Genomic DNA, 15109 nt, shown 5'->3' on the forward strand with positions numbered 1-15109 from the left:
GGATGTACTCGAAGGTGTTAATTCATTGCAACATCCATCACTAAGGTAAGGCGAAAAGAGCACCTGTAATGAGTTATCGCAATTACAGAATGAGGTAACAAATCATTTAAACTCTATTTTTGATGGCTTATATGTCTTTTTTACATCTATTTTTAAATATTGTTTAATAAAAACAATTTGTTATGTTTTTGATGATTTTAAAGAGAAGCGAATAAGATTGTAGCTATGTAACTCATTAGTCTAAAGTGAGTACGTTAAAGCCAGTACCTAAAAGCCAGTAACTATGTAATATTCGCTCTCTTTTGATGGTTTATTAGCTTGTTTTATTACTGGGTAACACTTTGAAAAAGCGACTACTAACAGCATTCGGCGCTGAAATAGTGTTAGAGGGAGAGTAAAGCATTGAGTGAAAACCACGGCACTAATCTAAGTGTACTGAGGATGTTCGCTTAATGACTAAGCAAGCAAGTTATTATCATTTTTAAACAGCACATTCTTTTGATTTAAAGGGAGAGCTGAATATGCACAGAGTTGCTCATTGGGTTTTGCATTGTTGCCCAATAAGCGTGGTGAGTGCTTACTACTTATTTGTTGCCTTAAATAGAAATGAAATGCTTATGAGCAGAGTTTCTAACTCAGCAAATTGTTTAACACTTGCAGTAAATGTCTGGGTTCATGTCGGAAATGTTGACACTTAAGCTGTACGAACGACGACAGTATGTTCTTAAACAATTCAGCAATTGCTCACTCAAGAGTTGCTTTTGTTCAACAGTACGACCTTGCATTATCGATGCGCTAATGTGAATAAAACCGTCTTTTCCTTCACCTAGCTGGTAGTGTTGATAAGCGATGGCACGCGTTTTTATGGTTGATAATTCGAATAAACCAGAATCAAAGACTGCCAAGTGTACTTTTTCAACCAGCACTTGCGGAAGAATTGGTAAGTCTTCAGAGTGTTCAATAACAATATGCGGCATGGGGTGTTCCTTAAAAGCGGTAGCTAAAACCGATGTTTGTCTGAAATTGGTTCAACACATCACCGTCGAAATGCCAAAGGCATTGTTCGTTTTCTGATGTGGGCAAGGTACATGACACATTACTTGCATTATTTACAATAGTCGCCAACCAGCGACTTTCAACATAAACACGTACATTGTCGGTAAATAAGTACTCAGCACCGGCATATAAGCCTGTGGTAAAAAAGGTATCAGACTCTGTAAAGTTGGTACTAACATGGTTTGCACCAATTTGTGCACCGACAAAGCCACTGATGTTTTTACCTAGAGGCACTTCAACAGCACTTTGAAATAGTAGGTATTGCATCTCGATTTTCTTATCAGTCTGTGCTTCCATATTCAATGTTGTTGCTGAGTAAAATAGCCCATACCGTGCTGATTCAATAGTTCGGTCAATGCTGAATGTAAATTGACTATCATCGTCGAGATCAATTTTTAGGTTTTCTTCGGTTTCTAATGATTGACTGAAATTCTTGCCAAAACCTGCACTGACAGAATACCCAGCAGAGGCGGTGAAACTCGTTAGCATTAAGCACAATACAGTTAGCGACTTTTTCATTGTTTAGGTGCTCGTTGTTGAGGATGTTTTGAGATAGTATTGAAACATAGCAGGCAAATTGTTGTAAATGCATAACGCGCGTTTTTATAAGGATAACTAACATGAAGTTACTGAAATATGTAGCCTGTGCAGCGACTTTGGCGTTGCTCAACGGCTGTTCGGATGAGGCTGCGTCAGTCAGTTTAGGGCTATTTACGACTAAAGATATTAAAGTTGTATCACAACAAGACCCACTTATTAGCGGTGTAACCTGTCATATTAGTCATATTGAGGCGAACCTCGATTTTGCCGATCCATCGGATATGTCGATATCGTGTCGTCAAACGGGACCAATTACGGCTCAGCAGTTACAAAGTATCGATCGTAGTAAATCTGGTGAAGTGGTGTTTAAGTCATCGAAAAGTATTTTATTTAAATCGTTAAAAGTCCGTCGCATTTATGATGCGCCAACGCGTACTTTATTATATCTATCTTATTCAACCAAAGAGTCAACAGGCAGCCATCATCACGCCTTATCTACGGTGCCTTTGTATAATACCGAAGCATGGCAGTGGGCACTTTCACAAGAGTAAATTATGTTAGCACTATTTAAATCAGCCCCATTAGTTGATGAACAAGAACAACAATGGTTAATAGACACGTTTATGTGGGCTGTTGAGCACTTTGACAGCGATTACTTTTTAAATCAGACACAAATAATTTTGCCGAATAGTCAGTTCTTTCCTGACAGTGTGTCTAGCATTGAAGACATGGCAAAAAAGGTATTTGCCCGCGTTGTTGATTATGCCGGCATGCAAGCGTGGCCAGTTAATTTGGTCTCGCCCTCGCAATTAACACCACAGGTATTTCCTCATTTTGCGTTTCAAGACTCATTAAGAGGGGAAAGTGCAACGCTTATGGTACCTGCCAATCATTTGATTAATGTGTCGTTTAACCAAAGTCAAATTAACCAACCACAAGATTTAGTGGCGAGCTTTGCTGGTACGTTGGCAACCATATTGATTCATCATGTTGGCGTGTTACCGCCAGGTGGAAAAGAGTTTTTACCACAGGCCAGTGATGCACTTGCGTGTTATTTAGGGTTTGGGGTTATGATGAGTAACACGGTCTATCAGTTTAAAGGTGGATGTGGGTGTGGTTATAATCCGTATGCAAATCGTCAGGCTGCATTAACAGAGTCTCAAACGTTATTTATGCATGCACTGGTCACGCACTTTAAAACAGACAATCAAACTAAAAAATATTTGAAACCACATTTACGTAGCCAATATAAAAAAGCACAAAAGCAGATAAAAGCCTTTATTAATGATAGCGCTAATCCTTTGCTACTTGCTTTAGATGAACAAAAAGTAGGTTAGTTAGCACGTGCAATATGTTGATGAATTTTTATTAATTGCTGTGGCGCATTTTTTTGCTGTGGCAAGCCCCGGCCCTGATTTTGCTGTTGTGCTTAAACAAAGTATTCAACAAGGGCGTAAAAATGCGCTTTGGACTAGTGCGGGAGTGGGCGCGGCAATACTGCTGCATATTGGCTATTGTGTTTTAGGCGTGGCGCTTATTTTGTCACAATCACCCAGCTTATTTATGGTGCTTAAATACGTGGCAGGTGCATATTTAGCTTATTTAGGCGTACACGCAATTCGCAGTGCTAAGCCCGCTCACACTGATGAACAAACACTCACGGAAACTGCACCTGAATCCTACTTCAAAGCGTTTCGACGTGGCTTTTTTACTAATGCGCTTAATCCTAAAGCGACATTATTTTTTATGTCGTTATTCACACTTGTAATTAGCCCAGATACGCCAGTTGGAGTGCAAGCTAGCTATGGGGTGTATATGGCTGTGGCTACTTGGCTGTGGTTTTCATTTTTATCACTGGTGCTTTCCAAGGCATCGGTTCGCGCATTTTTTTTAAAGCGTGGTTATTGGTTTGATAGAGGCATTGGTGTGGTGCTAATTGCCTTAGCCATTCGTGTAGTCTTGTGAGGTGATTATGACAGTATATAACTTTTCATTTGGGTCAAACATGTCGTCAAGTCGTCTATTAGCTAGGCTGCCTGAAGCAAAGCGTGTCGGGACAGCGGTATTGAAAGGCTACGAACTGACGTTTGATATGGTGAGCACAGATGGCTCAGCTAAATGCAGTATTCGTCAAACCCACGAGCCTGAAGCGTTAGTTTATGGTGTGGTGTATCAGTTAAGTTTAGCTGAAAAAGCGATATTAGATGAAATTGAAGGTCCACGATACGATTGTGTTGATGTGTGTGTAGAATTAGTTGAAGGTGAGCAATTGACAGCGCATTGCTACATTGCCAATACATTAGACAGCGCGTTACTGCCATTCGACTGGTATCTTCAGCATGTTCATCGCGGCGCACTTGAAGCTGGCGTGCCAAATCATTACAGTGAAGCTATCCTATCGCGAGACAGTCGCGATGATCCAGATAAAACCCGAGCAGCGAAAGAGTTCGCTATTCATAACAATAAAAATCACCAAGGTACATTATGACATTCCGTAAATTAGCCGTAGCAGCTGCGCTGTTAACTAGCTGTGCATTTAACAGCTATGCCGATATCGACACGAAAAAAATAGAAAAAGTTATTGAAACCTCAATGGCACGTTTTGATGTACCGGGGATGGCTGTTGCGATTGTTGAAAATGACAAGGTAGTGCTAGCTAAAGGTTTTGGTATTGCGAACCTTGATACCGGTAAAAAAGTGAACAAAGACACGTTATTTGGTATCGCCTCTAATACAAAAGCGTTCACGGCAGCCGCGTTAGCAAAATTGATTGATGAAGGTAAGTTAAATTGGGATGACAAGGTGATTGATCACCTACCTGAGTTTCGTTTATACGATTCGTACGTGACCCGAGAAATGACCATACGCGATTTATTAAGCCATCGCAGTGGCCTTGGTTTAGGCCAGGGCGATTTGATGATTTGGCCTGACACGGATAAATCGATTGATGAGATTATCGCAGGTCTAAAATATTTAAAACCGGCAAGTAGTTTTCGCAGTAAGTATGCGTATAACAATTTAATGTTTGTTACGGCAGGCGAAGTCGTTGCACGCGTATCAGGCATGAGCTGGAATGATTATATCGAAAAAAACATACTACAACCCCTTGCGATGGAAAATTCACGAGCAGGTTTTTCACGCATTCCTAAAAGCAATAAAAACTGGGCAATAGGTCACATTCCGATGGATGGTCAGTTACACCCATTTTTCGTTAATTACTTAGAAGATTTTCGTGGTGCAGGTGCAATAGCATCCAGTGTAAACGATATGAGCCAGTGGCTACGTACACAACTTGCTCACGGAAAAATGCCTAACGGTGAGCAACTATTCACAGAAAAACAACAGCAGCAAATGTGGCATCCACACATTACTTCACTGGCATCAAAAAGTGCCTATGACATGTATCATCAGCAATTTAGAGGTTATGGCTTAGGGTGGAGTATTGAAGACTTTCATGGAATTAAAAAGCTAGGCCATGGTGGTGGGATTCTTGGCATGGTTTCGCAAGTAACGTTACTCCCAGAGAAAAACCTTGGGATTGTCATTTTAAGTAACCAGCAAGCATTCAGTGCATTATCAGCTGTGACTTACGAAGTATTGGAAGATGCCCTTGAACTTGACGATAAAGATTGGGTGGAAGAGTTAGCGAAAAAGCATTTTGAGAACAAAGAAAAGGCCTACGCGAACGCTACGCCAGAAACCCCCGCTGATTATCAACCTAAACTGCCTAATATTAATTACACAGGCACATTGCATGATAACTGGTATGGCGATGTAATAATTGAAGAATTAAATGGTCAACTACGTATTGATTTCACTCATACCAAACGTTTAAAAGGTCAGCTTGAGCATTACACCGGTAATACGTTTATTGTTAAATGGGATGAGAAGCTGCTTGAAGCAGATGCGTATATCGAGTTCCAAATGAACCCTGATAACCGTGTCAGTAGCGCGACAATGCGTGCCGTTTCGACCGAGGTCACTGACTTTAGCTTTGACTTTAGAAACCTCGATTTACAGGCTAAAAAGTAAACCAAAGTCGCAAAGCCGCCACATGGCGGCTTTGTTATAATCGGAGAAAATTGTTCAAGGAGCATGTTATGAGAACGGCTGTTATCTCACACCCAATGTGCCGTAAACACAAAATGATAGAAGATCATCCAGAGTGTCCAGCACGATTAGATATGATCACTGATCGCTTACTGGCAAGCGGTGTTGATATTGCGGTAACTCATTTACAAGCGCCCAAAGCCACCCGGAATGACTTCTTACGCGCTCACGATGAATCCCTTGTTCGGCATGTTGAGCAAACGATTCCAAGCTCAGGCCTTGCTGAACTAGATGGTGATACATGGTTATGTCCCGACTCGATGAAAGCCATTGAGCGAGCTGTAGGGGCGGGCATACTTGCGGTTGATGAAATTCTTGCTGATAACATTGATGCGGCATTTTGTTCTATAAGACCCCCTGGCCATCATGCTAACCGCACCACTTCTGCAGGGTTTTGTGTCTTTAATAATTTAGCAATTGCGGTTAAGTATGCCCAAAGTAAAGGGGTTCAACGCATTGCAATTGTTGATTTTGATGTCCACCATGGTAATGGTACGCAAGACATCTTTTTAGACGATGAAAATGTATTATTTTGCTCTTTGTTCCAACATCCTTTTTATCCGAATACGGCTGTTGAAAATAATCAAACTCTGGTTAATTCTCCCTTGCCAATTGCCAGTGATGGAAATGATTTAAAAGCTGTTTATCTTGAGCAATGGCTTCCTAAACTGACTGAATTTCAGCCTGAGTTATTATTCATAAGTGCGGGATTTGATGCTCATTTAGAAGATGATATGGCAAGCTTAAAGTTTGTAGAAGATGACTATGCATGGCTAACATCTCAGCTCGCTGAGCTGTGTGAGCAACAACACTGCCGGGGTATTGTGTCTTTTTTAGAAGGGGGATACGCTCTTTCTGCATTAGGTCGCAGCGCCGTTGCTCATGTAAAAGCGCTGGTGGATGCGCCCTAAGACTCCAGCAGTGAAAATGCTTGTTGCGTGGTCAGTCTCGTTACCTTACTGAGACAACAAATACCTTCTTGAGTTAAATGTTGCGTTACGCGCTTTGCCAGATCTGTATCACTCAATGGGGCGAGTTGGTTATTATTTAAGTCAAAGTGCTGGCCGTTTTTGGCTATTAAAATGACCTGATTTTTTTGATTTTCATCTAAATTAAATAAGAAACTCTCCAGATCACTCTCATCTTTTAAGTAATCCAACTCCTGCTGTGCGCAGATGATCAAGGGAAATGATTGGTGCATTTATTGTCCTGCATCAAAGCTACATAGGTTGAAATGATTATAATTGCTAACTCCTTTCAAAACTAGGTAAGTTTGCTTATGAATCAACCAAGACGCCATCAAAAGGTCGGTGATGTTTTCTCGCAAAAGCTGGTATCGTGCCCTGCGCATACTCCGCTGGTTGATGCTGTGCGGTTGATGCATGTTCATAATGTAACGGCTATTTTTGTTAAACACGAACAATCAATTGTCGGTATTTGGACCGAAGCTGACTGCTTGCAGGTAGACATTACCAGCCCTGTTTTTAAAGATGTGGCGATTCACGAGGTGATGTCGGCGCCAGTTGTTTCTGTGCCAAGTCAGTGCTTGCTGAGTGATGCGACATTACGTTTTCAGCAGCATGGGATTCGTCACTTGTTGGTATTGGATAACGATAAGCAGCCTGCGGGAATGCTCAGCCTTTCTGATATAGTTCATAATCAAGGGCTTGATCATTATTTACAGTTTAGACCCATTCATGAGCAATACCGCACCGATTTAGAAATTGTGGACTCAGCGATGTCTATCGAAGGCGTGGTTGAGATTATGCGCGCGAAGCGCCTTGAAAGCGTTCTTGTTTATAATCAAGCGTTAGATATTCATGGCATTATTACGCAGCGTGATATTGTTGGGTTGATCATTCAAACAGAATGGCTCAATCCTTGTTGGCAGTATGCAAGTTATCCATTGATTGAAATTGATAGTGAAAGCAGCCTATTTGATGCGTACCGATTGATGTCTGATCGAAATGTACGTCATCTTGTTGTGAGAGATACCGATATTTGTGGCGTTATTTCATTTGCCGATTTGATTACTGAAATTGAATCGGCTTATTGCTGTGAATTAGAGCGTGCAATTGAACAACGCGACATTGCACTACAAAAGTCTCAGCGTAACTTATTCCTTGCTAATAAGATTATTGATGCTTCACTCGATGGCATTATGCTGACTCAAAGAGACGGCACGATTATTCAAGTAAACCCCGCGTTCACAAAGCTAACAGGTTTTGCTGAGCATGAAGTCATCGGCAAACGGCCGAGTATTTTAAGTTCTACAAAACACAGTCGTTCTTTTTATCAGAAAATGTGGCATGCCATTGAGTACGACGGAGTTTGGCAGGGAGAAATTTGTAACTGCAAAAAAGGGGGGGAAGAGTTTGTTGAGTGGTTGACCATCATTAAAATTAAAGACCCTAATGTTGATGAAATTCTTTACGCTGCTATTTTCAGTGATATCACGGAGCGTAAGCGCGCAGAAGAAAAGATTTCACAGCTTGCCTATTACGATGAATTGACCGGTCTGCCTAATCGACGCTTATTTAATGACCGGCTTTCAATCGCATTAAGTGCGGCTAAGCGAAACGATGATCTACTCGCTGTGATGTTTATTGATTTAGACCGCTTTAAAGAAGTCAATGACAGCTTAGGGCATGATGCTGGCGATAACTTATTAGCGCAAGTTGCAGATCGTATTTTATCTATTCTCCCCCAAGGAGACACTCTGGCGCGTTTAGGTGGCGATGAGTTTGTATTGCTGTGCGAAGTGAGCCGTGTTGAAACTTTATTGGGCTTCGCAGAGCAAGTATTACAACAAGTCAGTATGCCACTATTAATTAATGAACATGAGGTTGCGATTACTGCTTCAATCGGCGCGGCTGTTTACCCCGATGATGGCATTGATAGTGCAACGTTGCTTAAACATGCCGACATAGCGATGTACCGTGCTAAAGAAGTCGGACGAAACTCATTTCAGCTCTTTAAGCCCGCGATGAATGCACGTTCTTTAGAGCGTTTAGCGATGATGAGTCGTTTACAAAATGCTATCGAAAGCGATGAATTCGAATTGTACTTTCAGCCTAAGCAGCATTTAAATAGCGGTAAAATATTAGGCGTTGAGGCATTATTACGCTGGCAAGAGCCGAGTTTAGGTGTGATATCGCCTGCCAAATTTATCCCCCTTGCAGAAGAGCTTGGTTTAATTGTTAAGCTTGATTTATGGGTGATCGAGCAAGCCTGTAAGGAATTAACCAAATGGCGGCAATATGATATTGAGGCAGGCCGTTTAGCGATTAATATTTCGGCCAATCATTTACGTCAGGGGTTGCTGGCATCTAATGTTGCGCGTTTACTTGAACAATATGATGTAGACCCCCGCAAGTTAGAAATTGAGCTAACAGAAAGCTGCTTTATTAGTCATTTTAGTGAAGCGAAGCAAGAGTTACTTGCACTAAAAAAACTCGGTGTGCATATTACGCTTGATGATTTTGGCACGGGGTATTCTGCGCTAAGTTATTTAACCAAGTTACCCATTGATACATTGAAAATTGATGCCAGTTTTATCGCCAAAGTGCCGGATGAATATGGCAATAGTGAGATTGTAACTGCAATAATTACGCTTGCAAAAAGTCTAAGTATTCATGTGGTTGCTGAAGGCGTGGAGAAAATAGAGCAGCTAAACTATTTGCAAATGCTTAACTGCGATACCATCCAAGGGTATTACTTTTGCCGCCCCATAGCGAAGCAGCAATGGTATGACTTTTATCTTGCTAAAGCCCAGAGTGCTTAACCCAGAGTGACTTCATAAGACGTAAATTTACGAATATTAATGACGCCAGTATCAAAAATGAGGTACTGACCTTTAATACCTTGAAGTACGCCAGATACCTCAGGGTTTTTATCAAAGTTAAAAGAGCTAACCTTTGTCGGATACTCGCTAACAGGGTAGTCTAGTTCAACAACGTCTTCGTTAAGTTTTTCAATGGCTGTTGCACCAAAAAGCGCTGCAAGTTCAGAGAGCTTAGGCTCTATTTGCGGAATAAGTTCTGCAGCAGCAGCTTTTAAATCGATGACTTCTGATTGGCCTTTTAACATGTTCCGCCAGTTCGTTTTATCGGCGATAAACTGTGCTAAAGCAACTTCAACAAGACCCGATTGAAGTCGAGTTTGCACTTTAAAGATAGGAAGTGCTTGGGTCGCGCCTTGGTCAATCCAACGAGTGGGGATTTGCGTGTGACGGGTAATACCGACTTTTAACCCGGAAGTGTTTGCTAAATAGACATAATGAGGGATCATGCAGTTTTCTTCCCCCCATTGTGGCTCGCGGCAAGTCCCTTTATCAAAGTGGCATGTTTCTGGTTTCATAATACACATATCACAGCTAGCGAGCTTACGCATGCATACAAAGCAGTGACCTTGCGAGTAACTTTTTTTGGTTTTCTTGCCGCAGTTGCTACAAAAAATATTGCCTGTAAAAGTCAGTGTCAGTGTTTTGCCAATGTAATCATTTAAAGAAACGAGTTCATCACCAATTGGCAGGTGGTATTGAACGGGTGCAGCGTGCGACGATTTTAATTTGCGAAGTGTGCCTTGCATCTTTACATAGCCCCTAAAGATGTAAAAAAGGCTAGTGTAACATGCTCTATTTAGAATGTGTGGCAATTAACGACAGGTACTCATCGAATGGAATCGCTTTGCTGTAATAAAAACCTTGTCCTTGGTCGGCGCCCATTTTAATTAATAACTGTTCTGTTGTTTGATCCTCAATGCCTTCAACGGTGATATTCATATCCAGGTTATGAGCCATATCAATGGCTGTTTTAACGATAACTTGGTGTGTCTCGTTGTTGGTAAGGTCGAGAATAAATGACTTATCAACTTTAATGGTACTAAATGAATAATTAACTAAATAATTCAATGAAGAGTAGCCTGTGCCAAAGTCATCAAGAATCACTTGGCTTCCTAATTTATTTAATTCATTTACGAAACGCACCATATCAGTGTGATTTTTTATAAGTGCAAATTCAGTTAACTCAAATTTTAACTGCGCAGCAGAAACCCCGTGCTTTAAGATACTGTTTTCGATTTTTTCGATTAATCTAGGAATGGCTAAATTTTTAGCACTTAAATTCACACTAATCGTGTGATCGTAATAGCCTTGTTGATTCAGTTTTGCCACTGTCTGACATGCTTTTTCGATAACCCATAAGCTTAGCTCGTTGATAAGGCCTGTGCGTTCAGCAAGTAAAATTAGTTGCTCAATATCAAGGTGCTTATCGGCTGATGGCCAGCGCAATAGCGCCTCAGCACCCACGATAGTTCCGGTGCGTAAATTGACAATGGGTTGCAAGTAAATGGCGAGAGAATTGCTGCGAATCGCGTGCTGTAATGACACCGCTAAACTTAAATCCATATCGATATGTGGGGCGGTTGTATCTGTATTTTGGTGCTTTTGTGACAGCCCTAAATAGCCGCGTTGTAACCAAGAGTCAAAACCATCATTTTCCACAGGTTCTGTAATACTGAAGCGGTAGTAAAGCTGTAAATCTAGCCCTGATATTTGATACTGCTTTGGCAGTTGTTTGCAAAGCGTATTGAGTTCTTCGTTGAGCTCGTCTTGCGGTTGAATTTTGGTTGAAACAAAAGCCAGTATGCCGTTACCTAAATCGGCTACCTTTGGGGCGGTATCCAGTGAGGATTCTAAGCTTATAAACTGTCTTTGTTTGCTAAGTTGGTGCTCTAAAGATTTAGCAACCGTGGTAATGATATGACTGCTTTGGGTCGGATTTAAAATGCTCATTAAGGCATTAAACTGCTCGATTTTTAACAAGCATAAGTTGGCGTTTCTATGCTCATTTATCATTCTCATGTAGGCTTGCTTTAACATGGCCTGATTAAGTAATTTTGTTTGCTGCGAATGAGTCGCATGATACAGCGCTTTCTCTCGTTGGTACCTTACACGGTCGGCCAAAGCCATTGCCATTAATACGATCTCGCATAAAATCGCAATTAAAAATAGGTGGCGAGTTGCAAAACTGTAGGGGATAAAACCCGTTAATTCGAGTGGTTGTACTGCAGCACCTATTATTAACGGGACCCATGACATCACATAAAACTTTGCCCAACGAAAGCCACTCACAAGCTTTTTGTAAATCATGCAAATACATAAAATATACAGCGGCACCATTAAGGCAAAGAAAATCTTTGACGAATGGTACTCCAACATAAAGAAGCTAATTAAGCTAAAACTGAACAGTAAGGCTAAAAAGCTAATGCTGAGTTTGTAGAGCCGACAGTTGTCTTTGTGGTAACGCAAAAACATGGTGCAAAATGCGACCGTGAAAAAGGCAATGGCATAGTTACTAAAAACGACGTGTTCGTTAAAAAATAGTTGCCATGAAAGAGGCCATAAATAAAAACCAAAACCCAGTACTGAGCCCATAAGTAATAAGGCTGAAATGATATAACCAATGTAAATTAGGTAAACACGGTCACGAATACCAAAAAATAACACTAAGTTATAAAGGGCCGCCATGATAAGCACGCCAATAAATATCCCCCAAATCCCCACTTGTGAGCGAATGAGGTGTTGAAATTCGTTTTTACCATAAATTTTGATGGGTGTTTTGCTGATACCAACCGTATCAATTTTTACAACCAGAGTTGTTTGTTCGTTAGCCTGTAATGTGAGTAACGCATGAGGCGTACTGTACTGAAATAAGTTAAGCCCCGTAACTTTATCGCCTAATCTCGTTTTTTTGATCAGCTTTTGATCAGCATCCAATTCAAACAGGGTTAAATAGTCAACCATGGGATTGTCGAAGTGGATAAATAAATCAATTGCTTTCGATTGTCTATTTTCCAGGTCTAGCTTGAGCCAGTAATCTTTTGCCGCTAAATCCCATTCTATGTACTCAAAGGGTTGCTCAATTAATTTCTTTGGCTCAGAAAGGAACTCTTTAAGGGTTAATGATTCAGTGTCGTCAATACGGTAAGCTGTGTGGGTGTATACAGGCGCTGTTTTATCAATAGTATAACGAGTAGGGCTTGCAAGGTGAGTCGACAAAGTCGTGATGATAAAAAACAAAGTTGCAAGAATAAAAAATGAAACAAAATGATATTTCAGCGCTTTATTATTCAAAATGGGTTCTTTAACAAATTAATACTTTACTACAGTGTAGCATTAAAAAAGCGCAGTTAAACTGCGCTTTTTTCACAAGGGTACAGGTTCGACCTTAATGCTGTTCACGTGCAATAGCACGGTAAGCGATGTCGGTGCGATACTCCATACCGTCCCAGCTGATTTGCTCAACTAGTTTATACGCGCGTTGCTGTGCTTCGGTTACCGTATTACCTAGTGCGGTTGCACATAATACGCGACCACCCGCGGTTACAACCGCATCACCATCTTGCTTAGTGCCAGCATGGAATACCTTTTCGCCTTCAGGGTAATTAACAAGTAAACCGTTAATTGCATCACCTTTCGGGTAATCACCAGGATAACCTTTCGCTGCAAGAACAACACCCACTGCTGCACGCGGATCAAATTCAATGCTTGTTTTATCTAATTCTTCACGGTTAGCCGCTTCAATTAATTCAACAAGATCTGATTTCAAACGCAGCATCATTGGTTGTGTTTCAGGATCACCAAAACGACAGTTATACTCGATCACTTTTGGTGAACCGTCTGTAGTGATCATTAAACCTGCGTACAAGAAACCAGTGTAAGGGTGGCCTTCTTGCGCCATACCTTCAACCGTAGGGTTGATCACTTCATTCATAACACGTTGGTGAATTTCATCTGTAACAACGGGGGCAGGTGAGTATGCACCCATACCGCCAGTGTTTGGACCTTTATCGCCATTGTAAGCACGTTTGTGGTCTTGGCTTGTGGCGAATGGCAATACGTTTTTACCATCAACCATGACGATGAAAGACGCTTCTTCACCTTCTAAGAACTCTTCGATAACCACACGGCTACCCGCTTCACCAAAGCTATTACCTGCAAGCATGTCGCGGATAGCTTCTTCAGCTTCGCTCTCAGTCATTGCAACAATAACACCTTTACCTGCCGCTAAGCCGTCTGCTTTAACAACAATTGGAGCGCCTTTTTCTTTTAAATAAGCAAGAGCAGGGTCGATTTGTTCAAATGTTTGATAATCAGCTGTTGGAATATTGTGTCGTGCTAAAAAGTCTTTCGTGAATGACTTTGAGCCTTCCAGTTGTGCCGCACCAGCTGTAGGGCCGAAGATAGCAAGACCGTGTTCACGGAATGTATCAACAACACCCAGTACCAATGGCACTTCAGGACCTACAATGGTGAGCTCTACAGCGTTTTCTTTTGCAAACGTAACAAGACCTTCAAGGTCTTCAACATTGATTGCAACGTTTTCAAGTTTTGGCTCTAGTGCCGTACCAGCATTACCTGGCGCAACGAATACCGTGTTTACTTTACTATTTTGGGCAGCCTTAAACGCAAGTGCGTGTTCGCGGCCGCCACTGCCGATGACAAGTACATTCATGGCGAAATAATCCTATTTAAAGCGGTTTTTTAAACTTCAGCGTCATGCGGTCACTTTCACCAATCGCTTTATATTTTGCAGCGTCTTGTTCGTCAAGCGCTAAGCGTGGTGGCAATGTCCATACCCCTTTAGGGTGATCTGCTGTGTCGAGTGGGTTTGCATTAATGTCACTAGTTGCTACCAGTTCAAAGCCTGCTTGTTTTGCAATATCAATCACATAGCTTTGTTTCATATAACCTGAAGATTTCTGATCGTCATCACTACGAGATTCAGGAAGGCGATGTTCAACAACGCCTAGTGTGCCACCTGGTTTAAGTGCTTTATAAAATGCTTTAAATGCACTTAAGGTGCCTTCTTTCTCTTTACCCATGTACCAGTTGTGTACATTTCTAAATGTGAGTACTAAGTCAGCACTGCCGGCTGGGGCAATATCAAGGTGAGTAATGGGAGCAAATTCAGTGAGTTTCACTTCACTAAAACGTGCATCATCGCTCATCTTTTTCTTAAAACCCGCTAATGAACGTTGATAATAACCGACTTCTGAATCAGCTGGGAAATGTGCCGCGTAATAGACGCCATGACCTTTTACAGCCGGCGCTAAGATTTCGCTGTACCAACCACCACCAGGGGCAATTTCTACCACTGTCATTGTCGGTTTGAAACCAAAGAATTCAAGGGTTTCAATAGGGTGGCGATATGTATCGCGCGCGCTGTTTTTAGCGTCACGTTCACTTGATTGTACAGCACTTGTAAGCGCTGATTCATGGTTGTGACTGAGTGCGTGTGCAGATGCAAGTGCTAGGCTTGCAACAAGTAGCGATTTTACGGCAAATTTCATCATCTATTCCTTCATTTTTAGGGTTATTAATAATCAGAATACGTGAATT

At 41.4% G+C, this 15109-nt stretch carries 14 protein-coding genes; 7 read left to right on the plus strand and 7 right to left on the minus strand.

Features of this window, described 5'->3' with window-relative positions:
- Positions 1-647 precede the first annotated feature (647 nt).
- On the minus strand, positions 648-977 hold the full coding sequence (locus tag D0907_RS02965; RefSeq protein WP_065978132.1) for a 5-carboxymethyl-2-hydroxymuconate Delta-isomerase: 330 nt from the start codon (positions 975-977) through the stop codon (positions 648-650).
- A gap of 10 nt (positions 978-987) precedes the next feature.
- Positions 988-1575 carry an outer membrane beta-barrel protein gene (locus D0907_RS02970; RefSeq protein ID WP_065978131.1) on the minus strand — a complete coding sequence of 196 codons (588 nt, stop codon included), beginning with the start codon at positions 1573-1575 and terminating at the stop codon, positions 988-990.
- A gap of 101 nt (positions 1576-1676) precedes the next feature.
- Between D0907_RS02970 and D0907_RS02975 the strand changes: the two genes are divergently transcribed.
- The 6 genes from D0907_RS02975 (at position 1677) to D0907_RS03000 (ending at position 6617) form a co-directional block, all read left to right on the plus strand.
- Positions 1677-2147: a CreA family protein gene (locus D0907_RS02975; RefSeq protein WP_065978130.1), complete on the plus strand. Its 471-nt coding sequence runs from the start codon at positions 1677-1679 to the stop codon at positions 2145-2147.
- Between the two features lie 3 nt (positions 2148-2150).
- Positions 2151-2933 carry a hypothetical protein gene (locus D0907_RS02980; RefSeq protein WP_118843993.1) on the plus strand — a complete coding sequence of 261 codons (783 nt, stop codon included), beginning with the start codon at positions 2151-2153 and terminating at the stop codon, positions 2931-2933.
- 7 nt (positions 2934-2940) lie between these two features.
- A complete protein-coding gene (locus tag D0907_RS02985; RefSeq protein ID WP_118843994.1) occupies positions 2941-3561 on the plus strand; it encodes a LysE family translocator in 621 nt (206 codons plus the stop codon).
- A gap of 7 nt (positions 3562-3568) precedes the next feature.
- On the plus strand, positions 3569-4084 hold the full coding sequence (locus D0907_RS02990; RefSeq protein WP_036971050.1) for a gamma-glutamylcyclotransferase family protein: 516 nt from the start codon (positions 3569-3571) through the stop codon (positions 4082-4084).
- Entirely contained in the window at positions 4081-5628 is a 1548-nt protein-coding gene (locus tag D0907_RS02995; RefSeq protein ID WP_065978128.1) for a serine hydrolase, read from the plus strand. The genes D0907_RS02990 and D0907_RS02995 overlap by 4 nt, the downstream gene beginning before the upstream one ends.
- Positions 5629-5696: 68 nt before the next feature.
- Positions 5697-6617: a histone deacetylase family protein gene (locus D0907_RS03000; protein WP_036971046.1), complete on the plus strand. Its 921-nt coding sequence runs from the start codon at positions 5697-5699 to the stop codon at positions 6615-6617.
- Here D0907_RS03000 and D0907_RS03005 read toward each other — a convergent pair.
- Positions 6614-6907, minus strand: a complete 294-nt coding sequence (locus D0907_RS03005) for a DUF4144 family protein (RefSeq protein WP_036971045.1) — start codon at positions 6905-6907, stop codon at positions 6614-6616. The two genes, D0907_RS03000 and D0907_RS03005, sit on opposite strands and share 4 nt — an antisense overlap.
- 78 nt (positions 6908-6985) lie before the next feature.
- On the opposite strand from D0907_RS03005, the gene D0907_RS03010 reads away from it, so the two are divergent.
- Complete coding sequence (locus D0907_RS03010; RefSeq protein WP_118843995.1) at positions 6986-9490, plus strand: EAL domain-containing protein; 2505 nt, start codon at positions 6986-6988, stop codon at positions 9488-9490.
- On the opposite strand, the gene D0907_RS03015 is transcribed toward D0907_RS03010, so the two are convergent.
- From D0907_RS03015 to D0907_RS03030, 4 genes are all read right to left on the minus strand, one after another.
- A complete protein-coding gene (locus D0907_RS03015) occupies positions 9487-10296 on the minus strand; it encodes a DUF2797 domain-containing protein (RefSeq protein WP_036971040.1) in 810 nt (269 codons plus the stop codon). The genes D0907_RS03010 and D0907_RS03015 overlap by 4 nt on opposite strands.
- Before the next feature lie 46 nt (positions 10297-10342).
- Positions 10343-12841 carry an EAL domain-containing protein gene (locus tag D0907_RS03020; protein ID WP_118843996.1) on the minus strand — a complete coding sequence of 833 codons (2499 nt, stop codon included), beginning with the start codon at positions 12839-12841 and terminating at the stop codon, positions 10343-10345.
- Positions 12842-12935: 94 nt separating this feature from the next.
- On the minus strand, positions 12936-14222 hold the full coding sequence (gene purD, locus D0907_RS03025) for a phosphoribosylamine--glycine ligase (RefSeq protein ID WP_118843997.1): 1287 nt from the start codon (positions 14220-14222) through the stop codon (positions 12936-12938).
- Positions 14223-14238: 16 nt separating this feature from the next.
- The gene (locus tag D0907_RS03030) at positions 14239-15060 is read right to left on the minus strand and encodes a class I SAM-dependent methyltransferase (RefSeq protein WP_065978125.1); all 822 of its coding nucleotides are present in this window, start codon (positions 15058-15060) and stop codon (positions 14239-14241) included.
- Positions 15061-15109 lie beyond the last annotated feature (49 nt).

The sequence above is a fragment of the Pseudoalteromonas lipolytica genome, assembly GCF_003515105.1.
GTDB lineage: Bacteria > Pseudomonadota > Gammaproteobacteria > Enterobacterales > Alteromonadaceae > Pseudoalteromonas > Pseudoalteromonas lipolytica.

What these genes read in the sequence shown, in the direction of transcription:
- D0907_RS02965 (WP_065978132.1), bottom strand. Translation starts at nt 977, where the DNA reads ATGCCGCATATTGTTATTGAACACTCTGAAGACTTACCAATTCTTCCG.
- D0907_RS02970 (WP_065978131.1), bottom strand. Translation starts at nt 1,575, where the DNA reads ATGAAAAAGTCGCTAACTGTATTGTGCTTAATGCTAACGAGTTTCACC.
- D0907_RS02975 (WP_065978130.1), top strand. Translation starts at nt 1,677, where the DNA reads ATGAAGTTACTGAAATATGTAGCCTGTGCAGCGACTTTGGCGTTGCTC.
- D0907_RS02980 (WP_118843993.1), top strand. Translation starts at nt 2,151, where the DNA reads ATGTTAGCACTATTTAAATCAGCCCCATTAGTTGATGAACAAGAACAA.
- D0907_RS02990 (WP_036971050.1), top strand. Translation starts at nt 3,569, where the DNA reads ATGACAGTATATAACTTTTCATTTGGGTCAAACATGTCGTCAAGTCGT.
- D0907_RS02995 (WP_065978128.1), top strand. Translation starts at nt 4,081, where the DNA reads ATGACATTCCGTAAATTAGCCGTAGCAGCTGCGCTGTTAACTAGCTGT.
- D0907_RS03000 (WP_036971046.1), top strand. Translation starts at nt 5,697, where the DNA reads ATGAGAACGGCTGTTATCTCACACCCAATGTGCCGTAAACACAAAATG.
- D0907_RS03005 (WP_036971045.1), bottom strand. Translation starts at nt 6,907, where the DNA reads ATGCACCAATCATTTCCCTTGATCATCTGCGCACAGCAGGAGTTGGAT.
- D0907_RS03010 (WP_118843995.1), top strand. Translation starts at nt 6,986, where the DNA reads ATGAATCAACCAAGACGCCATCAAAAGGTCGGTGATGTTTTCTCGCAA.
- D0907_RS03015 (WP_036971040.1), bottom strand. Translation starts at nt 10,296, where the DNA reads ATGCAAGGCACACTTCGCAAATTAAAATCGTCGCACGCTGCACCCGTT.
- purD (WP_118843997.1), bottom strand. Translation starts at nt 14,222, where the DNA reads ATGAATGTACTTGTCATCGGCAGTGGCGGCCGCGAACACGCACTTGCG.
- D0907_RS03030 (WP_065978125.1), bottom strand. Translation starts at nt 15,060, where the DNA reads ATGAAATTTGCCGTAAAATCGCTACTTGTTGCAAGCCTAGCACTTGCA.